Origin of the sequence: Parachryseolinea silvisoli, from assembly GCF_021190955.1 — a bacterium.
GTDB lineage: Bacteria > Bacteroidota > Bacteroidia > Cytophagales > Cyclobacteriaceae > Ohtaekwangia > Ohtaekwangia silvisoli.
In genome coordinates this window covers 1,080,191-1,099,383 of record NZ_JAIOAO010000001.1, presented here as the reverse complement: position 1 = coordinate 1,099,383, position 19,193 = coordinate 1,080,191, and the positions used below count along the sequence as shown (strand labels likewise).

At 52.3% G+C, this 19,193-nt stretch carries 18 protein-coding genes; 13 read left to right on the top strand and 5 right to left on the bottom strand.

The genetic code is table 11. The features are described from left to right. Positions 1-7: 7 nt before the first annotated feature. The gene (locus K7P01_RS04625) at positions 8-1,318 is read left to right on the top strand and encodes a 2OG-Fe(II) oxygenase family protein (RefSeq protein ID WP_267290318.1); all 1,311 of its coding nucleotides are present in this window, start codon (positions 8-10) and stop codon (positions 1,316-1,318) included. Positions 1,319-1,333: 15 nt separating this feature from the next. Here the strand turns inward: K7P01_RS04625 and K7P01_RS04620 are convergent, their stop codons facing one another. Both K7P01_RS04620 and moaA read right to left on the bottom strand, forming a co-directional pair. Beyond that, a complete protein-coding gene (locus K7P01_RS04620) occupies positions 1,334-2,086 on the bottom strand; it encodes a sulfite exporter TauE/SafE family protein (protein WP_267290316.1) in 753 nt (250 codons plus the stop codon). An 8-nt stretch (positions 2,087-2,094) separates the two neighbouring features. After that, the gene (gene moaA, locus K7P01_RS04615; RefSeq protein ID WP_267292364.1) at positions 2,095-3,087 is read right to left on the bottom strand and encodes a GTP 3',8-cyclase MoaA; all 993 of its coding nucleotides are present in this window, start codon (positions 3,085-3,087) and stop codon (positions 2,095-2,097) included. 115 nt (positions 3,088-3,202) lie between these two features. Here moaA and K7P01_RS04610 point away from each other — a divergent pair, with 115 nt between their 5' ends. Together K7P01_RS04610 and K7P01_RS04605 are read left to right on the top strand one after the other, a co-directional pair. Continuing rightward, a complete protein-coding gene (locus K7P01_RS04610) occupies positions 3,203-3,445 on the top strand; it encodes a MoaD/ThiS family protein (RefSeq protein WP_267290314.1) in 243 nt (80 codons plus the stop codon). Positions 3,446-3,469: 24 nt separating this feature from the next. Then, complete coding sequence (locus K7P01_RS04605; protein ID WP_267290312.1) at positions 3,470-3,880, top strand: molybdenum cofactor biosynthesis protein MoaE; 411 nt, start codon at positions 3,470-3,472, stop codon at positions 3,878-3,880. 596 nt (positions 3,881-4,476) lie between these two features. Here the strand turns inward: K7P01_RS04605 and moaC are convergent. Next, entirely contained in the window at positions 4,477-4,953 is a 477-nt protein-coding gene (moaC, locus tag K7P01_RS04600) for a cyclic pyranopterin monophosphate synthase MoaC (RefSeq protein ID WP_267290310.1), read from the bottom strand. Positions 4,954-4,992: 39 nt separating this feature from the next. Here moaC and K7P01_RS04595 point away from each other — a divergent pair, with 39 nt between their 5' ends. The 7 genes from K7P01_RS04595 (at position 4,993) to K7P01_RS04565 (ending at position 11,436) form a co-directional block, all read left to right on the top strand. Then, a complete protein-coding gene (locus K7P01_RS04595) occupies positions 4,993-6,186 on the top strand; it encodes a molybdopterin molybdotransferase MoeA (RefSeq protein WP_267290308.1) in 1,194 nt (397 codons plus the stop codon). 82 nt (positions 6,187-6,268) lie between these two features. Next, positions 6,269-7,600, top strand: a complete 1,332-nt coding sequence (gene ffh / locus K7P01_RS04590; protein ID WP_267290306.1) for a signal recognition particle protein — start codon at positions 6,269-6,271, stop codon at positions 7,598-7,600. 193 nt (positions 7,601-7,793) lie between these two features. Next, positions 7,794-8,297 (top strand): DUF2911 domain-containing protein, encoded by a 504-nt coding sequence (locus K7P01_RS04585; protein WP_267290304.1) that lies wholly within the window; start codon positions 7,794-7,796, stop codon positions 8,295-8,297. A 104-nt stretch (positions 8,298-8,401) separates the two neighbouring features. Beyond that, complete coding sequence (locus K7P01_RS04580; protein ID WP_267290302.1) at positions 8,402-8,851, top strand: ATP-dependent zinc protease family protein; 450 nt, start codon at positions 8,402-8,404, stop codon at positions 8,849-8,851. Positions 8,852-8,875: 24 nt separating this feature from the next. Continuing rightward, the gene (gene rimK, locus K7P01_RS04575; RefSeq protein ID WP_267290300.1) at positions 8,876-9,787 is read left to right on the top strand and encodes a 30S ribosomal protein S6--L-glutamate ligase; all 912 of its coding nucleotides are present in this window, start codon (positions 8,876-8,878) and stop codon (positions 9,785-9,787) included. Positions 9,788-9,896: 109 nt separating this feature from the next. Beyond that, positions 9,897-10,871, top strand: a complete 975-nt coding sequence (locus tag K7P01_RS04570) for a succinylglutamate desuccinylase/aspartoacylase family protein (RefSeq protein WP_267290298.1) — start codon at positions 9,897-9,899, stop codon at positions 10,869-10,871. A gap of 1 nt (position 10,872) precedes the next feature. Further along, entirely contained in the window at positions 10,873-11,436 is a 564-nt protein-coding gene (locus K7P01_RS04565; protein ID WP_267290296.1) for a DedA family protein, read from the top strand. 1 nt (position 11,437) lies between these two features. Here the strand turns inward: K7P01_RS04565 and K7P01_RS04560 are convergent, their stop codons facing one another. Continuing rightward, positions 11,438-12,379, bottom strand: coding sequence for a Ppx/GppA phosphatase family protein (locus K7P01_RS04560; protein ID WP_267290294.1), 942 nt, complete (start codon positions 12,377-12,379; stop codon positions 11,438-11,440). Positions 12,380-12,469: 90 nt separating this feature from the next. Here K7P01_RS04560 and K7P01_RS04555 point away from each other — a divergent pair, with 90 nt between their 5' ends. The 3 genes from K7P01_RS04555 to K7P01_RS04545 all read left to right on the top strand — a co-directional run bounded on the left by K7P01_RS04555 (position 12,470) and on the right by K7P01_RS04545 (position 16,044). Further along, a complete protein-coding gene (locus tag K7P01_RS04555; RefSeq protein ID WP_267290293.1) occupies positions 12,470-14,041 on the top strand; it encodes an acyl-CoA carboxylase subunit beta in 1,572 nt (523 codons plus the stop codon). Between the two features lie 63 nt (positions 14,042-14,104). Beyond that, positions 14,105-15,073 (top strand): isoaspartyl peptidase/L-asparaginase family protein, encoded by a 969-nt coding sequence (locus K7P01_RS04550; RefSeq protein WP_267290291.1) that lies wholly within the window; start codon positions 14,105-14,107, stop codon positions 15,071-15,073. A 230-nt stretch (positions 15,074-15,303) separates the two neighbouring features. Then, positions 15,304-16,044 (top strand): copper homeostasis protein CutC, encoded by a 741-nt coding sequence (locus K7P01_RS04545; protein WP_267290289.1) that lies wholly within the window; start codon positions 15,304-15,306, stop codon positions 16,042-16,044. Between the two features lie 71 nt (positions 16,045-16,115). Here K7P01_RS04545 and K7P01_RS04540 read toward each other — a convergent pair whose 3' ends face one another. Then, on the bottom strand, positions 16,116-19,040 hold the full coding sequence (locus K7P01_RS04540; protein ID WP_267290287.1) for a TonB-dependent receptor domain-containing protein: 2,925 nt from the start codon (positions 19,038-19,040) through the stop codon (positions 16,116-16,118). Positions 19,041-19,193 lie beyond the last annotated feature (153 nt).

Sequence of the window (19,193 nt, the reverse complement as noted above, 5' to 3'; positions counted from 1 at the left end):
ACACCGTATGATCACGACAGAGAAAGTCTTCATCCTCACATTTCCCGGTAACGGAGCCAATAAGGAAAAGCTCTTCGCAGAACGCCTGCGATTATTGCCGCTGCCGGAAAATACACCACTCGAAGTGGTAGAGGTGCCGCGCGAGATCGATGCCCTGACCGCATTGAAAGCTGCCGGTATGAAACTGATGGAGGGGTACCATCCCGACGAAAAGAGAGATGTGAGTCTGGCCATCGGTCACTGGCGTGTGTGGCAACAGGCGCTACAGGAGGGAAGACAATCCGTTGTGGTGTTGGAAGAAGACTTCCTGCCCACGGGTACACACTACCACATTCTGAATGCCGCGGAGACATCGAACTTGTTATACCTCGGCCGGTATGCCAGTGATGGGGACCGCCCAACCGACACCGGAGGACTAGTACGACCAGGATATAGTCAGGGGGCCTATGCTTACCGCCTCGACCAGCGCGCGCTCGAAACGTTGACAGCGTCGGGTTTTGCACAAAAAGTTATACCCGCTGGCGAATTGTTCAGCGCTCTCAGCGGCCAGCATCCCGACCGTGAGGTAAAGGAGGCGTATACCGGCCGGCTCGAAGTACTGGCGCCGATGAAGAACTTTATTTCGCCCGATGGCAACTGGCACGCTTCGCTGCAAGCCGCCGGAGGTTATATACCCCTGCACCCACAATTATACCAGGCCTTTGGCGAACACGAGGCCGCCTGGGTAAAGCGGTATGTCAACCCGCAACTGGTGCACCGCGAGTTTGATTTGATCTGCGATGAGCCGATTGACAACGTATATACCTTTCCATTTTTTACGCCCACGTTCTGCCAGGAAATCATCGAGGAAGCCGAACACTTTGGTGAATGGACTAACTATCGCGAAAAAGACGGTGATCCGATCGATATTAAACTGAGCTCGTTCGGGCTGGATGAGGTGTTCAACCACGCGCTGCGCAAATACCTGCATCCATTGCTGTTTCATAAATATCAGCTACATGGACAAGGCTGGGAGAGCCTGACGTCGCAGAATTTCATTGTACGGTACCTGGCCGAACGGCAGGGGCACCTTGGTCTTCATAACGATGGTAGCTATGTGTCGCTGATCGTGACGCTAAATCTCGACTATGATGGCGGCGGAACATTCTTTCCGAAGTATAAAAAACTGATCAAGCCCGAACAGGTGGGTTATGCGTCGGTACATCCAGGCTTATTGGGATATTTACATGGCGCCCGTCCGATAACACGTGGACGCCGGTATATCCTGGCGTCTTTCTTCTTTTTAGGTTCACGCCCTTTTGCCGACGGCACATACTAGGCAAACACATGCGGACTACACATGGTCGCGCAAAATGTTGATGCTGGCGAGCAGAATGAGTAGTGCTGTAATGCGTTTGATGTAAATCGGATTAAATCGCTGCGCACCCAGACGGGAGCCGATCTGGCCCCCCACGCCAACCGCTAACAACAAGGGCAAGAGGAAACCCATGCGAATATCGGGTATACCTTTTGAAAATTGACCTGCCAGACCACTGATCGAGTTGACAAGTATAAACAAACTGGCGAGCGCCGAAATACGTCTCGCATCGCCCCATCGCAGTAGATGTAGAATGGGAGAGAGGAAAATCCCACCACCAATGCTCACCAGTCCGGAGAGAAAGCCTATGCCTCCTCCGAGTAGTATATTCGAACGGGTAGTGTTATACTTCCGTTTGGTGGTCGGTATTTCTTCGGGTTGTATCCATAATAATACCGAGGCAACAAATAGTGTAACGCCCAGGATGATAAAGAAAGTATCGTCTTGTAATTTCCACAGGCCGCCGATGAATGCCATAGGAATACTGACGACAAGAAAGGGCCAGATTTCTTTCCATACAATTTGTTTTTCGCGGTAAAAGATCAGCGCGCCCCCGGTGACGACAATGACATTACATAGCAATGCTGTGGGACGTATAACCTCGGGTGTCAGCATGAAGAGTGGTTGCGCCAGCAGCGCCAGGTAGCTGGAGCCACCGCCGAAGCCGACGGAAGCATAGATGAGCGCAATGAGAAAAAAGGAAGCGGCAAGAAGAACGTTGCTGTCCATGGTGTTATCTATCCCCCGATGGTCGACATCGATTCGTGCGCGGGCAGGTGATTGCTGCGCGAAGCCTCGGCTTCAAACCCATCTTTAGGCCGCTGGCGAAATGCTTGCAGGAGTTTTTCGGTAATAACATCGTCACTATCGCCTGACCGCAGCAACTGCCGGATGTCGAGCACGCCCTCGTCATAGAGACAGGTTTTTAACGTGCCTTGTGCGGTAATGCGGATGCGGTTGCAGGTGCCGCAGAAGGTGCGGCTAAAGGCTGCGATGATGCCTACACTGCCTTTGTAGCCCGGGATGGCGTATTGCGTAGCCGTGGCGTTGGCAGGGTCAGGTATCTTGTGCAGGTCGGGGAAATGCTCTTTCAGGTATGAATGGATGCGCGCATAGTTCCAATGCAGCGTCGGGTAATGGCTGCCCTCGCCGTTAAACGGCATCTCTTCAATAAATCGTACTTCCACGGCTTGTTGCCGCGTAAGCTCGACAAGGGGAAGGATGTCTTCAATGTTTTTTCCTTCCATGACCACGGCATTGATCTTGGTGGGAATGTCGTGCTTCAGCAGAAGCTCGAGCGTACGCATGACCGGGCCGAACTCGGCGCGCCGGGTGATCAGCTTAAAGCGGTCCGCATTCAGTGTATCCAGGCTAAGATTGACCGAGGCAATGCCGAGCCGTTTAAGCTCAGCAACATGGGGCGCCGTTAGCACACCGTTGGTGGTGATGTGCAGGTCATTGACACCGGGGATCTCTACCAGGTTGCGAATCAGGCGCATAAGGTCCATGCGCACGAAAGGCTCGCCGCCGGTCAGGCGCACCTTGCTGATACCAAGTCTTGCCAGCAGGGCGATGGTGCGTTCGATCTCTTCAAACGTTAGCAGCTCCCGTTTAGGCAGGTACTGGATACCCTCCGCCGGCATGCAGTAAAAGCAGCGCAGGTTGCACCGGTCGGTTACAGCGAGCCGTACGTAGGTCAGGGGCCTGTTATGGTTGTCGTAGAGTGTCAGATGTCAAAAGAAAAGCTCAAATTACGAACAAATTTGCTGATACGATCGGTTCCACCAGGGATACGGGCTGGAAAACGACCTGGAGCGGTCTAACGGCATAAAAATGAATACAAACATGAAAAAATACACCGTACTGGCCTTTGGCATCGCCAAGGACATTCTGGGGGGGCGGCAGTGCGAGATCGAGCTTCCCGGTAATACTGTGTCGGCGCTTCGTACAGCCCTCGTGGGGCAGTATCCCGCACTGGCAGGATTGCGGTCATTGTTGATTGCTGTAAATAGTGAATATGCGGAGGATGGGGTGTTGTTGGAGGAGCGGGATGAGATTGCGTTGATACCGCCGGTAAGTGGCGGGTGAAGAATACTTTTGCATTTTTGAACTATGATTACCCTATCCGAAACACCACTCGATGTACAACAAATAATACAAGCAGCCACCCGCCTGCAAGCCGGCGCTATAAACGCCTTTATAGGAACCGTACGCGACAACGCCAAAGGCAAACAGGTACTGCGCCTGGAGTATGAAGCATACGAGTCCATGGCTGTAGCCGAGATACAAAAGATAGTGGATGCAGCGGCAGCGAAGTGGCCGTTACAAGCATATGCGATAAGCCATCGGGTGGGAGTATTGGAGCCGGGAGACGTCGCCGTGGTCGTAGCGGTGTCGACGCCGCACCGGGCCGATTCTTTTGCTGCCTGTCAGTATATCATCGATACCCTGAAAGAGACGGTTCCTATCTGGAAAAAGGAAGTGCTGGAAGACGGCGAGGAATGGATCTCGGCACATCCCTGATCGGCATGCTGATATAGGGTATTATCCAAAGATCAGTATAGCCATCGATACCATCAGGACGGCGACGAGCAAACTCGCCAGCAGAACAATGACCAGGTCGCGATGAATCGGATTGATGCTAAGCTTGATAAGCGGTTTCATGACACAGTAGAATTATAGCCCCAAGGTAATGTAGACATAGCGATAAAAGTTGGGTAAAAAGTTGTCCCGACAAGGCGCGTAATAATTACCCATAAATATTTCTTTTCATAATCGGTAGCTTCTGAAATGTTTCACCCGGGTTTTATAAAATGTCGACGCCGCCTATAGCGTGTTTCGATCAACGGTCGCCAGAAAGCGGGGTATCAACGTATCGGGTGGGGGATCACTGGCTGATTTATAGTTGTTTAGCGAAGACCAGGAAAAGTATTTCAGAATGATGTTTTTCTCGTTTGCCGGCGCGGCATTTTGCAAACCTGAATTTTGAGGGGCGTTGTACGGTCGCGGCATACATCCGGGTAAGAAGACGTAAGGTCACCGCCAGCGCGGGCATTTTTTACTATAAAATGACAGAAAGGACTTGCCAGTCTTCTCAGGCAACGATCAACACTTCTGCGTTAACGGCGGAAGTCCTTCTTTCCGCCTGTTTTTTCAAGCAATTGTATTTCGCCAATGACCATGTCGTGTGAAAGTGCTTTGCACATATCGTATACGGTAAGCGCCGCTACTGACGCCGCCGTGAGTGCTTCCATCTCTACACCGGTCTTGGCGGTAACGGTTGCTTCCGTGGTGATTACGATCTTATTCTTCGCGGTGGTGATCTTCACCTGGCAGTCTTCCAACCCCAGCGGATGGCAGAAGGGGATGAGCTCCGAGGTTTTCTTGGCACCCATCACACCGGCAATGATTGCCGTCTGGAACACCGGGCCTTTTTTGGTAATCAGCTCGTTGTTTTTGATTTGTTTGAGAATGGCGCTGCCCACCGTGATCACAGCCTGGGCCCGGGCGGTACGGCGCGTAACGGCTTTGGCACTGACGTCAACCATTTGTGGGTTGCCGGCATCATCGATATGTGTAAATTGTTTTTTAGGCATGTAACTTTCGGATCGTAAACAAAGGTAACGATAATTGCTATGGTAACTGTTCAGGAGGCCACCGCCCGCATTTTGCAGGCACTGTATACACCGCGCACCGAAAGCATTCCCCTGGCGCAGGCCAATGGCCGTGTGCTGGCTGAAAAGATTACCGCCGACCGCGACCTGCCCCCGTTTGATCGGGCCACAATGGACGGCATTGCCATCGCCTACCAGGCGTGGCACGAAGGCCAACGCAGATTTTCCCTGGAAGGTACGCAGGCCGCCGGCATGCCGGCGCAGACGCTCAGCAATCCCGCGCATGCGTTCGAAGTAATGACCGGCGCTGTGCTGCCGAGGGGTACCGATACCGTGGTGCGTTATGAAGATATATCGATCCAGGACAACGTAGCGACCATCACCATGGCCACCGTGGAGCGTGGACAGAGCATCCACTATCAAGGGAGCGATGCCCGTCAGGAAGCATCACTGTTAGAGCCCGGCCTTGTTTTGTCGCCGGCAGAAGTTGCCTTGCTCGCTTCAGTGGGGAAATCTTTTGTAGCGGTATTTGCCCCACCACGTACGGCGGTGGTGTCAACAGGCGACGAATTGGTAGATGTTGACGAAACGCCACTGCTGCACCAGGTGCGACGCTCCAATGGCTATGCGTTGGTGGCCGCGCTGGGGGCACTGTATGTTAACGCTTCGCTCTCACACCTGCCGGATGACAAGGATGTGTTGCAGGCTAACCTTCGCGACCTGGTGGAGGCAAATGATGTCATTATTTTATCGGGTGGCGTGTCAAAAGGCAAGTTCGACTTTGTGCCGGAGGTGCTCGAGTCGCTGGGTGTGGTCAAGCATTTCCACCAGGTGAGTCAGCGGCCGGGCAAGCCTTTCTGGTTTGGGGCGTCGGCCGGCGGTAAGACGGTCTTTGCATTGCCCGGCAATCCGGTCTCGACGTTTCTGTGCTTTCAGCGGTATGTCAAACCCTGGCTGCTACAAAGCCTCGGCGTGCAGGCGGCGCCGGCGTTTGCGGTGCTGGCCCAGCCATTTTCGTTTTCGCCCAGGGTGACCTACTTCCTGCAGGTGAGTGTGCGGAACGAACAGGGTCGGCTCATGGCCTATCCCGACGCCGGCGGCGGCTCGGGCGACTTTGCCAACCTTAAAAAGGTGACGGGCTTTCTGGAGCTGCCGTTGGAACGGACCCAGTTTCAGGCCGGCGAAGTATTTCCATATTGGCCTTTTCGCGGCTGATGCGGACTCCCCAACATTTTGCTTACCTTAGCCCCCCGAATAATTGTAAAACGAAGCTCATCACTCAAATACCGATACATCCATGTTTGATAATTTAAGTTTCAAACTCGATAAAGCCTTTCAGACCCTGAAAGGTCAGGGGCAGATCACCGAAATCAACGTGGCGTCCACCGTGAAAGAGATCCGCAAGGCTCTGATCGATGCCGACGTTAACTATAAAGTAGCCAAGGAGGTAACAGACGACATCAAGGAAAAGGCCATGGGCCAGGACGTACTGACCTCGCTCTCGCCGGGGCAGCTGTTGGTGAAGATTACGAACGACGAGCTGACCGGCCTCATGGGCGGCCAGAGCGAAGACATCAAGATCGACGGTTCGCCGGCCATTATCCTGATTGCCGGTCTGCAGGGTTCAGGTAAAACGACATTTTCCGGCAAGCTGGCAAGTTACCTCAAGCGTCAGGGCCGCTCCGTTATGCTGACGGCCTGCGATATTTACCGTCCCGCCGCGATTGACCAGCTGAAAGTGCTGGGCGAGCAAGTAGGAGTCGAAGTGTACGCCGAGCCCAAGAATAAAGACGCTGTTAAAATTGCGAAGGCGGCGATCGAGCACGCCAGGAAAAATAACCACCGCATCGTCATTGTCGATACCGCCGGCCGTCTGGCCGTAGACGAGCAGATGATGGATGAGATCGCGCGATTGAAGGAAGCCCTGAACCCTTCCGAGACACTGTTCGTGGTTGACTCCATGACTGGTCAGGATGCGGTGAATACCGCCAAGGCTTTCAACGAGCGCCTGAACTTTAACGGCGTGGTGCTTACCAAGCTCGACGGTGACACCCGCGGTGGTGCCGCCCTCTCGATTCGCCGTGTGGTAGACAAGCCAATCAAGTTCATCAGCACCGGTGAAAAGATGGATGCGATTGACCGCTTCTACCCCGACCGTATGGCCAGCCGTATCCTCGGCATGGGTGACGTGGTGACCCTCGTAGAAAAAGCGCAGCAGGCTTTCGACCAGGAAGAAGCCGCACGCCTCAATAAGAAGATCCGCAAAAACCAGTTCGATTTTAACGACTTCCTGTCGCAGCTCGAGCAGGTTAAGAAAATGGGTAATATGAAAGACCTGCTGGGCATGATCCCCGGTATGGGAAAGGCTATTAAGGATATCGACATTGACGACAATTCTTTCAAGCCCATCGAGGCCATTATTCGCTCTATGACGTTAAGCGAGCGCGAGAATCCAGACATCATCAACGCGAGCCGCAAGAACCGCATCGCAGTGGGTAGCGGCACGTCAGTGCAGCAGGTCAACCAGTTGCTGAAGCAATTCAGTGACATGCGCAAAATGATGAAAACCATGAATAAAATGGGTGGCGGAAAACGGGCACTTTCAGCCTTGAATCCGTTCGGGCGCTAAGAGCAGAGATTTAACACAAATTAACATATTAAATTAACCGCTTAGGGAAACTTTTACGCGTACATAGCGTTCTCTAAAATAGTTTACAGGTAATATTTCTATAATAGTTAAGAAAATGCCTCCGCGCAGCGGGGGCATTTTTACATATTGAAACCCAGTTTTAAACCCTTTACACACCAAAAACTACAGCTTTATGAAACGTGCAGCATTTTTAATGATCACTTTCCTTTCCGTCGTATCGCTTGCGTGCGCCCAGGATAAACCTGCCAGCCCCAAGTCAGAAACTTCTGGTAAGGTAGGTGCCGCCACCGTAAAAATTACATACTGCCAACCCTCTGCCCGGAGTCGCAAGATTATGGGTGGTCTTGTTCCGTATGGTGAAGTTTGGAGAACCGGTGCCAACGAGGCGACCACGCTGGAATTTGACAAGCCGGTAAAAATAGAGGGCAAAGATTTACCAGCAGGTAAATATGCGCTGTTCACCATCCCTGGCGAAAATGAGTGGACCATCATCTTGAACAAAGATGCCAAGCAGTGGGGTGCGTATAAGTATAATGACAAGGACGACGTGCTTCGTGTGACCGTGAAGCCCACCAAGACTCCTGCCTTTGTGGAAACTTTCAACATCAGCACCGGCAAAGACGAGATTGTATTGAAGTGGGAAAACACAGCCGTTCCCGTAAAAATAAAAGGCTAACACTGGCCCTTTCGGCAACCAGACAAATGAACGGCCCGGAGCACACGCTCCGGGCTTTTTTTTTATCCGGCCGGCCCGCTATATTTAAGCCACTACAATGATTCATGAAGATTCTCGGCCGTTACGATCGCGTCGACCTACCCATGTTAGGCCTGACCAACATTCATGCGAAGATCGACACCGGGGCGTATACCAGTAGCCTGCACTGTCGCCAGGCGCGGGTGGTAGACGGCCGTCTGGAATTTATTCTCCTCGACGAAGAACATCCTGAATTTACAGGCATGAAATTTTCAGTGACCGAGTTCGAAGAACGTGATGTCAAAAATTCTTTTGGTGATCTGGAGCGACGTTTTGTGATTGTTTCAACGCTTAAAATTTTTAACGAAGAAATAACGACCGAGTTCTCGCTGAGCAACCGGGGTTCCCTTAAATTTCCGATCTTGATAGGAAGAAAGATCCTGCGTGATCGCTTCCTGATAGACGTTAAACAAAAGAATGTTTCGTACCGTGAAAAGCGGCGATTGCAACGTGCCCTGAAACAGAAAAAAAGCTAGTTTCTCTTTAGACCGATTTCCCCTATGAATATTGCCATATTGTCGCGCAATCCGAAGTTGTATTCTACCATACGCCTCAAGCAGGCCGGGGAAGCACGCGGACATAAAGTTGAGATCATCGACCACATGAAATGCGTGCTCTTTATTGAAAAGAAAAAGCCGGTAGTATTATACCAGGGGCGTCGTCTGGATTATTTCGACGCCATCATTCCCCGCATCGGTGCATCCGTGACGTTCTATGGTGCAGCCGTTGTGCGGCAGTTTGAAATGATGAAAGTTTTTACAGCGATAGAGTCGCAAGCGCTCATACGCTCGCGCGATAAACTTCGCAGCTTGCAGATTCTTTCGCGTGCCGGGCTCGACCTGCCCAAGACCATCTTCATGGACTACTCACGCGACACCGAAGGTATCGTGGAAGCCGTAGGCGGTGCGCCGGTGGTCATTAAGTTGCTCGAAGGCACGCAGGGCCTGGGCGTTGTGCTGGCCGAAAATGAAAAGGCCGCGCAATCGGTAATCGAAGCGTTTCACGGGTTACATGCGCGCATCATCGTACAAGAATTTATCAAAGAAGCCCGCGGCATCGATATACGCGCGTTTATTGTCGATGGTGAAGTGGTCGGTGCCATGCGCCGCCAGGCAACCCGTGACGGCGAGTTTCGTTCCAACCTCCACCGTGGTGGTGTGGCCACCGTGGTAAAGCTCACGCGCGCAGAGAAGTCGGCGGCCCTGAAGGCTGCTAAAAAGATGGGACTGGGAGTAGCGGGTGTAGACTTGTTGCCCTCCAACCGGGGGCCGCTCATTATCGAAGTAAACTCCTCACCAGGATTGGAAGGGATCGAAGGCGCTACCAAAGTAGACATCGCGGGCAAAATCTTTCACTATCTGGAGAAGAACGCGCTTAAGAAAAAGATCCAGAAAGATCGCATCAACGCTTAACGGCTCCCCCTGTAACGGCGGCGCGAGTCGCTAATATTTGCTATCTTAGGGCTGTTCTTAACCTAAGCCAGCATAAATCCCGACTTTTGGTCGGGTAGGAAAACTCCTTATGAAAGACATCACGATAGCGGACCATACCATCCAGGCAGGCGAATCAAAGACCATCAACATCAACATCGCCCGGCTTCCGTCGCACACCGTTATTAACACGCCCATCTATGTATCGCGAGCACTCGAAGAAGGCCCCGTGCTGGCGCTGATGGCAGGTATGCATGGCGATGAGATTAACGGTATGGAGATTGTCCGTCGGATGCTGGAAAGCGGTTTACATCAGCCCAAACGTGGTACCGTGGTGTGTATGCCGATCATCAACATGTACGGCTTCCTGAACTACTCGCGCGAAGTGCCCGATGGTAAGGATATAAACCGCTCGTTCCCCGGTAACCGAAACGGCTCGCTGGCGAGTCGGGTGGCGTATCACATGATGCACGAGGTAGTACCTATTATCGACTTCGGCGTCGACTTTCATACCGGTGGTGCCATGCGCGCAAACTATCCGCAGGTACGCGCCGAGCTCAAAGACAAGATTAACTTCGAATTGGCCCAGGCCTTCGCGGCGCCCTTCACGATCGATGCGCCGTTCCGACCTAACTCACTGCGCAAGGAAGCTTCCCGCAAGGGTAAAAATATTATTGTATATGAGGGTGGCGAGTCCCTCCGGTTTGACCAGCATGCTATCAAAGAAGGCATTGCCGGCACTCTGCGGTTGATGAAGTACCTCAACATGATCGACGACGCGCCACATCCCGAGGTAGAAAACAAAGTGATTTGGAGTACGGGATGGATTCGGGCAAAAACGCCTGGCCTCTTTCAGCCCAACGTCATCTGCGGACAGCACGTACAAAAGGGTGACTGGGTGGGAACGGTGACAGATCCTTTTGGAGAGTTTCAGGAAAAAATCCTGGCCATAGAGACCGGCTACGTAATCGGTCTGAACAATATACCTGTCATCAATGCCGGCGATGCCCTGATGCACATCGGCACCGATACATTCTGTAAGCTGGAGAGCATAGGCGACGATTAACGTGGAGGCATTCTTAGACAAATACGGATACCTGGCCTTGACTATCGGAACGTTTTTCGAAGGTGAGACCGCTATCCTGGTGGCCTCGTCCCTCATTCACAAGGGGCTTTTTGAAGGCCCCTACACCATGCTCTTCGGTTTCGCCGGTTCTTTTATCAGCGATTGGGTGTACTACATGGTCGGTCGGCTGAACGGTAAATATTTCATTGCTCACCGTCCAAAACTGCAGGCACGTTTTAGTCCCGTACAGAAGTTCTTTGCCCGTCACCAGTTCCAGATCTTATTAACCTATCGGTTTCTTTATGGGTTTCGGGTGTTGATCCCTGTCGTCATTGGCATGAGTCATATTCGTCCGGCGCAATTCTTAGTATATAGTGTCGTAAGTGGATTGCTGTGGGCTACGACCGTCAGCACGGCAGGCTATCTCGTGGGGCGTTTTCTAAATCTAACGACTGCCGCGTTTGAGGAAAATATACTCTATATCGTGCTGGGCTTTGCGTGCTTTGGACTATTGGTGGGGTATATTGTAAAACGGCTTGCGATGCGCGAGATGCATACGCCGTAACTCAGGCCAGCAACTTCATCTCCTGAATAAGTGCCGCCAGCACACCCTCCTTCAGGGAATACGTTGATACACGAATGCGATTAAAGTCGTGACGTTCCAACAAATACCGAATTAAGCAACAAGCCACAACAATCATGTCGACGCGCATGTCAATCATGCCGGGCATTTGCATGCGTGCGGCGCGGTCCTTGTGAATTAGCTCGTCGTAGATTTCCCAGAACCCTCCCAATGACAACGGCGTTTCAATCTCTTCGGCAGTTTTGTGAATATCGTGACGGATGCAGAAAATGTCGCTTAACGTGTCAAAGGTGCCGGAAGACCCGACGAGTACACGGGTGGGGTATTGCTCCAATGCTTCAAACAACGGCACCAACATCGTGTCGAAATAAACATCGAGCGCTTGTATATCGGCCGGCGTGATCGGGTCGTGCTGGTGAAATTTTTCCAGTAGCCGCTGCGCGCCGATCTCCAGGCTCTTTTTCCAGTAGATAGTATCGTTGTCGCCAATAATAAATTCCACACTGCCGCCGCCGATATCGACTATGAGCGATCGGTCGCTTTCCAGGTGTAGTGCCGACTTCACACCATAGTAGATAAACTCTGCTTCGCGGTCGCCGGAAATAATGTCGACGTCCAGGTCTGTCAGGGCTTTGATGCGTGCCACCACCTCGTGGTTGTTGCGGGCATTGCGCAACGCGCTGGTGCCAAAGGCATACACTTTTTGCACGCCGGCTTCGTAGATGATGTTCTTGAAGCTTTGCATGGCCAGCAGCGCGCGGTGAATGCCGGCTTCGGTAATATAGCCCTCGTTAATGCCGCCCATGCCAATCTTCACGGCCAGCCGGTCGCGCGAGAGAATGTGGTAGCCGCGTTCGTCCGCCCCTGCCATAAGCAGGTGGAACGTGTTCGTTCCCATATCGATAATGGCGATTTTTGCGTACATGGGTGGTTAGAAAGGGCGTGAAGATACGAATTTCCGGTTATAGGTTTGGACTCTCTACTTTTTCTATCTTTAGGGAATTAACCCAAGCACATGCCCAAACAAGTAGTTGAAGAACCCTCCCTCCAGCAGAAGTTTGCCGAGCTCGAACGTAAAAATCAGGAAGCCCTCGTCGGTGGAGGCGAAAAACGCATCGAGCAACAACACGCCAAAGGGAAGCTCAGCGCACGCGAGCGCATCCTCTTATTGGTAGACGAAGGCTCTTTTGAGGAACTGGGAAAATTCGTCATGCACCGCAGCAAAGACTTTGGTCTCGATAAAGAATATTACCTCGGCGACGGTGTCGTAACAGGTTACGGTACAGTAAACGGCCGGCTGATCTATGTGTTCTCCCAGGACTTTACCGTCTTCGGTGGATCGCTTTCCGAAACACATGCCGAAAAGATCGTGAAGATCATGGAGCTGGCCATGAAGAACGGCGCCCCCGTCATTGGCTTGAACGACTCCGGCGGCGCGCGCATTCAGGAAGGTGTCGTATCACTCGGTGGCTATGCCGATATATTTTACCGCAACACGTTGGCCTCGGGTGTAATTCCGCAAATCTCCGCCGTCATGGGCCCCTGCGCAGGCGGCGCAGTATATTCACCCGCCATTACCGACTTTATCCTGATGGTCGAAAAGACGTCGTTCATGTTTGTGACCGGCCCCAACGTGGTAAAGACGGTGACCCACGAAAACGTTACGTCGGAAGAGCTCGGCGGCGCCTTTACCCACAGCTCTAAAAGCGGCGTGACACACTTTGCCTGTGCAAACGAAGTAGAGTGTATCACCTATATCAAAACGCTGCTGAGCTATATTCCACAGAACTGCGAGGACGACGCACCGCGGCTTCCCTACACGGCTGGAAATGAAAAACGTTCGGTGCTGAATAACATCATACCGGCTAATCCCAACCAGCCGTACGACATGCGCGAGGTAATTGCCGGCGTGGTAGACGATGGAACGTTTTTCGAAGTGCATAAGAACTTTGCGGAAAACATCGTGGTGGGCTTTGCCCGCATCGCCGGCCGCAGCATCGGCATCGTCGGTAACCAGCCGGCGTCACTTGCCGGCGTACTGGACATTGATGCCAGTGTAAAAGGCGCGCGCTTTGTAAGGTTCTGCGACTGCTTTAATATACCGCTGCTGGTGTTTGAAGACGTGCCTGGCTTCCTGCCCGGTACCGACCAGGAATGGAACGCGATTATCACCAACGGAGCCAAGCTGCTGTACGCCTTCTCCGAGGCCACTGTACCCCGCGTGACGGTCATCACCCGCAAGGCGTATGGCGGTGCATACGACGTCATGAATTCCAAACATATTGGTGCCGATCTGAACTACGCCTGGCCTACCGCCGAGATCGCTGTCATGGGGGCCAAAGGTGCTGCCGAGATCATCTTCAAAAAAGAGATTGCCGAGGCAGAGGACCCTGCGGCAAAATTGGACGAAAAAGTGGCCGAGTACACGCAAAAATTTGCGAACCCTTACCGCGCCGCGCACCGCGGATATATCGACGAGGTGATCTACCCCGACCAGACCCGCGAGAAACTTATCCGCGCGTTTGCCATGCTGGAAAACAAGGTCGTAACACGGCCAAAAAAGAAACACGGAAATATACCGCTGTAGGGTTATAACGGCAGGGTGTCAGTCGTTTTGATGATACGAATCCTATACCGATAACACGAGTCTATGACTTCACGTAGAAAATTTATTAAACTGACGGCCCTGGGTGCTGCTGCCCTGCCGTTTGCGAAATCAGCCCTGGCCCAATCGTCGGCCGGTAACGGCGCCAAGCCCATTGTACTATCGACCTGGAACTTTGGCCTGGGGGCCAACGTGGAGGCCTGGAAAGTTCTGTCCACCGGCGGTCGCGCGCTCGACGCCGTAGAGGCCGGCGCCCGCGTGCCGGAGGCTGATCCCAAAGAAACCTCCGTCGGCCTGGGAGGCTTACCCGACCGTGATGGCCACGTGACGCTCGATGCCTGTATCATGGATGAACATGGCAGCTGCGGTTCCGTAGCCGGTCTTGAACACATTGTCCATCCTATTTCCGTAGCCCGTAAAGTGATGGAGACAACGCCCCACGTCATGCTGGTTGGTGATGGTGCTTTACAGTTTGCATTGGCTAATGGCTTTAAGAAAGAAAAGCTATTGACGAAAGAATCCGAAAAGGCGTGGAAAGAGTGGCTGAAAAAGGCAGAATATAAACCAGTAGCCAACATCGAGAACCATGATACCATCGGTATCATTGCCATGGACGCCGCCGGCAACCTGTCTGGCGCCTGTACCACCAGCGGCATGGCCTATAAATTACATGGTCGCGTAGGCGACTCGCCCATCATTGGTGCCGGTCTGTACGTCGACAACGAGGTGGGTGCTGCTACGGCTACGGGAGTAGGCGAGGAGGTGATCCGCATTGTGGGTTGCCACCTGGTGGTAGAGCTCATGCGTCAGGGCAACTCACCGCAGGATGCGTGCCGCCTGGCCGTGGAGCGGATACTCAAAAAGAATCCCGAAAAAGCGAAGCAAGTGCAGGTAGGATTTCTGGCGCTGAACAAACAAGGTGAATATGGAGCCTATTGTTTGCAAAAAGGCTTTACCTACGCTGTTCACACTGCCGAAGGAAACCAACTTTTTGACGGCAAGAGCCACTTTTAATCCATGCCCCTGAAAAATCCGGTGTAGGAGTTTGAAGGTAATGGTAAAAGAAATATCTTTGGTAAAGTTCGTTATAAACCAAACGAATGCTGGCTCATCGAAAGTAACGCCAGTTAAAAATTTCGTCTTACCTAAACCTAGTTCTATAGAGAGTCTCCGTAACCGGGGACTCTTCTTTTTTGCCCTTCCCGGTCGTTTTTACCTATTTTCGGCCCCAACAAATGACATATATGAAAATCGAGATAGTAGCGTACAACATTGATTCTGCCCTCAAGGCGCAGGAAGGCGGCGCAGACCGCATTGAGTTGTGTGATAGCCCGGGCGACGGAGGAACCACACCGTCGCATGGAACCATCGAAGTAATCCGCCAGCATCTGAACATCGATGTGTTTGTGATGATTCGCCCGCGCGGCGGCGACTTCCACTATAACAGCTATGAGTACCACGCCATGAAGCGTGATATCTTCCAATGTCAAAAACTCAGTGTCGATGGCGTTGTCTTTGGCATATTAAACCCCGACGGCACAATCGATAAGAAACGTTGCCGCGAACTCATTGAAAAAGCGCGGCCGCTCAAAGTAACATGCCATCGCGCGTTTGATATGACCCGCGATCCGTTCGAAGCGCTGGAAGATTGTATTGAAGTAGGTTTCGATCGCATTCTTACTTCAGGCCAGCAACCCAAGGCGTTGCAGGGCGCCGACCTTATTGGCGAACTGATAAAACGTGCCGCGGGCCGCATCGCTATCATGCCCGGCTCAGGTGTAAATGAAGAAACCGTACAAGATATTGTCCGCAAGTCAGGCGCCCGGGAAATACATTCGGCTGCCGTGGCATACACCGCCAGCGCCATGGAGTACAAGAACCTGGCCATCGCCGGCATGGGCTCTGAAGAAGGCTCTGAATTTAAACTACGCACTGTCGATCCGCAGATCGTTCGCAACCTCCGTACGTTGGCGGAGAAAGCATAATATACCGGCATATAAAAAAAGCGGTGCCGATTTAATCGACACCGCTTTTTTATTCCTGTTAGCCGAATGCGCTAGTTCTTCTTTGCTTGAATCGGGAAGGTTCCAAACTGCCCCACGGCCATGTTTCCACTAAAGGTATCACCCGTAATGATGGCCTTCACGAGAATCATCATGGTGTTACCACCAAATGACACTTCGTATTCCAGCGACAGCTCATTGCCATTGACTTTTACCGACGACAATGGCAGCTCCTTGCTAAAGCGTTTATTGTTGATCGTACCGCTATAGACGGCGCCTTCTTTCTTGATTACCAGTGTGCCTTCGCCGCCTTGCGGGGAATCAACCGTATAGTTCCATGAACCGGTAGCATCTATTTGCGCTGCGGTATCCACGGGAGCAAGCGGTTTAACAGGAACAGTCGGAGCGGTGCCACTGCCGCGTTGTGTGCCGCCGCCCTGGCCACCACCGCCTCCACCCTGCATACCACCGCCCATGTCACCGCCACCGCCTTCTTTCAGGTCGTCGTTGTTGATGGAACGACGGCGCTTCGGTTTCGAATCAACACTCATTTTGCCGATGCGGTAGCTGAAGTTAACGCGGAAGCTCATATTACGCATGCTGGTCATGCTGTTGCGGTCGATCGTCGGTGTGTTCACCTCGCTGCGGATCTTGAACTCCGGCGTAAAGAAGTTCTCTGCGCCAAAACCTACACTGCCTTTCTTATTGTTGAAGTCCTTCTTCAGGCCCAGGCTATAGATACCGAAGCCGCCCTGTGTGCCCTGCAGCTGCACCTGGCGTCCGCGGTAGAAACCAAAGAATTGGAAGCCCCAGCCTTTGGAGAGGTTATAGCTGCCAAATAAACGATAGCCCATTACCCAACCCGAGTTGGTAGCGTTCGACTGCGCGTCGTTCGTACGATTCTTCAGCATAGAGTAGAACAAATCTGTACCACCATTCAGCGACAGCTTGCCTACGTTTACGTTCGCGAAGAAGTTCAGACCCACTGCATCTTCCTGCCCTATATTACGATACGTAGTGCGTACCGTGTCAGGGTCGGCTGGATTATTGCCGATGACGTTGCGTACGTCCTGAATGGCGTTGTTCGTGTTACGCCAGAAGGTAGAGAAGTTTAACGTAGTACCGCCGATAAACGTGCTGTACGACAGCTCATAGTTGTTTGTATACTCCGGATCCAATGTCGGGTTACCCTCGGTAATATCATACGGGTTGGACGCCTGGATGTTGGGGTTCAGGAACCGGATGGACGGCCGCTGGATACGACGGTTGTAGGCGGCCTTCACCGTTTTGCCGTTTGCAAACTTCTTTGATATGTTCAGGCTGGGTACCAATGAGCCATAGGCCGGAATGTCGATATTGTCTTCGGTTTGGGTATACGCATCGATAGTCGTATACTCATACCGTGCACCGCCCTTGAAGCTATAATTGCTGGGTGTCGTATAGGTGTATGACAGATAGCCTGCTACAACATTCTGGTCGTAGTTCAGGTTATTGGATAAAGAAGAGCTTGCCGACGGTATATACGTGCCGTCGCCCTCGCTGTCGATCAGGTAGGTATAATTGCTGTATACTTTACGCACAATATCCTTTCCGCCAAATTCCAGCATTTGATTGGTGCTGATCGGAGTTTGGTAGTCTACCTGAAAGGTTATTTCTTCGTTATAGCTGTCGTTGTCATTTTTAAAGCCCGACCGCGCCACCGCGCCATCCTGCTCGCGGAGAATGTTTTCAAAGAAGTTTGTGCGATTGTTGATGCCGTAGCTCCCCATGATGCTCAGCTCGCGCTGAGGTTTTTCATACAAGTGCGTAAACGTAACGTTTGCGTCTACGGAATTGGAGAGATCTTCAGACGTAGCGTCCCGCAAGCTGCTGGTGACACCCTGGCTGTTGGTGATCTGGCTGAAAAGATTGTCTTGAAAGTTTGTACCGTTGCGGGCGCCAAAGCGCACCGACGCTGTCATGTAGTTTTTGTCATTGATGTCGTAATCCCAGCCCAGGTTGTAGTTGCCAAACAGTCCGCGGTTGCGGGTATCGGCACTTTGTATATTGGTAACGTCGCCATCGCCTGATTGGGTGATCTGGTCGCTTCGAAAACTTCCTTTCACATTGTAGTTGGAACGGCCCCAGCCGCCCAGGGAAAAGCCCATCTTGCCGCGACGGTAGTTTCCGTTCAGGCCCAGGTTAGAACCGCGTGTACCCACACCGGCGTCTACCCCTAACGTCAGGCCTTCCAGTGTATTCTTTTTCGTAATGATGTTGATGATACCGGCAGAACCTTCTGCATCGTATTTAGCAGAAGGGGAGGTGATCACTTCGACGGATTTAATCTGGTCGGCGGGAATTTGCTTGAGCGCGTCGCCCACGCTGGAGGCCATGATCGTAGAAGGTTTGTTGTTGATCAACACCCGTACATTCGAGCTGCCCCGCATCGTGACGTTGCCGTCCAGGTCTACCGACAGCATCGGCACACGCTTCAACACATCGGTGCCATCGCCACCACGGGCAGTCTGGTCGTTTTCAGCATTGTATACAGTGCGGTCTACACGCTCCTCGATCAATGCCTTCTGTCCTTCTACGACCACTTCTTTCAGCACCTTGGTGCCGGTACTGAGCTTGATCACGCCCAGGTTAACTTCATCTTTTTTCTCCGGTACATTGATCTGCTTGACCGTTTGGGTTTCATAGCCAATAAAAGAAACGATCACATCGTAGGTGCCCGGGTTCACTTTGCTGATCGTAAACTTTCCTTTGTCATCGCAGACGGTGCCGTCAAGCGGTTTTTCTGTGCCGACTGCTGCCAGCGCTACCGTCGCGAACTCGACAGGCTGTTGGGTCTCGGCGTCGAGCACTGTACCGGTAATCTTGCTACCCGCAATAGGTTTGCTGGCCCCAACCGCTACACTGCCTCCACCTTGGCCCTGCGCAAACACACCGGCATGGAGCATAGTGATCACCAGGAAAAAAAGTGCTTTTTTCATATTAAATCTCTCAGGTAAATTGTTAAAAGGGATGTGGGAAATCCGTTATTTCATAGGTCAACGGCAAAGGAAATCTTTTGTTAATGGCTGCCGGTACGTATTATACCAATGGGCTGATTGCTTCGACATTTCGGGTAAAAACTCGACTTTCCC

What these genes read in the sequence shown, in the direction of transcription:
- K7P01_RS04585 (WP_267290304.1), top strand. Translation starts at nt 7,794, where the DNA reads ATGAAACGTGCAGCATTTTTAATGATCACTTTCCTTTCCGTCGTATCG.
- K7P01_RS04560 (WP_267290294.1), bottom strand. Translation starts at nt 12,379, where the DNA reads ATGTACGCAAAAATCGCCATTATCGATATGGGAACGAACACGTTCCAC.
- rimK (WP_267290300.1), top strand. Translation starts at nt 8,876, where the DNA reads ATGAATATTGCCATATTGTCGCGCAATCCGAAGTTGTATTCTACCATA.
- K7P01_RS04555 (WP_267290293.1), top strand. Translation starts at nt 12,470, where the DNA reads ATGCCCAAACAAGTAGTTGAAGAACCCTCCCTCCAGCAGAAGTTTGCC.
- K7P01_RS04550 (WP_267290291.1), top strand. Translation starts at nt 14,105, where the DNA reads ATGACTTCACGTAGAAAATTTATTAAACTGACGGCCCTGGGTGCTGCT.
- K7P01_RS04625 (WP_267290318.1), top strand. Translation starts at nt 8, where the DNA reads ATGATCACGACAGAGAAAGTCTTCATCCTCACATTTCCCGGTAACGGA.
- K7P01_RS04620 (WP_267290316.1), bottom strand. Translation starts at nt 2,086, where the DNA reads ATGGACAGCAACGTTCTTCTTGCCGCTTCCTTTTTTCTCATTGCGCTC.
- K7P01_RS04610 (WP_267290314.1), top strand. Translation starts at nt 3,203, where the DNA reads ATGAAAAAATACACCGTACTGGCCTTTGGCATCGCCAAGGACATTCTG.
- K7P01_RS04580 (WP_267290302.1), top strand. Translation starts at nt 8,402, where the DNA reads ATGAAGATTCTCGGCCGTTACGATCGCGTCGACCTACCCATGTTAGGC.
- K7P01_RS04570 (WP_267290298.1), top strand. Translation starts at nt 9,897, where the DNA reads ATGAAAGACATCACGATAGCGGACCATACCATCCAGGCAGGCGAATCA.
- ffh (WP_267290306.1), top strand. Translation starts at nt 6,269, where the DNA reads ATGTTTGATAATTTAAGTTTCAAACTCGATAAAGCCTTTCAGACCCTG.
- K7P01_RS04540 (WP_267290287.1), bottom strand. Translation starts at nt 19,040, where the DNA reads ATGAAAAAAGCACTTTTTTTCCTGGTGATCACTATGCTCCATGCCGGT.
- K7P01_RS04545 (WP_267290289.1), top strand. Translation starts at nt 15,304, where the DNA reads ATGAAAATCGAGATAGTAGCGTACAACATTGATTCTGCCCTCAAGGCG.
- K7P01_RS04595 (WP_267290308.1), top strand. Translation starts at nt 4,993, where the DNA reads ATGGTAACTGTTCAGGAGGCCACCGCCCGCATTTTGCAGGCACTGTAT.
- moaC (WP_267290310.1), bottom strand. Translation starts at nt 4,953, where the DNA reads ATGCCTAAAAAACAATTTACACATATCGATGATGCCGGCAACCCACAA.
- K7P01_RS04605 (WP_267290312.1), top strand. Translation starts at nt 3,470, where the DNA reads ATGATTACCCTATCCGAAACACCACTCGATGTACAACAAATAATACAA.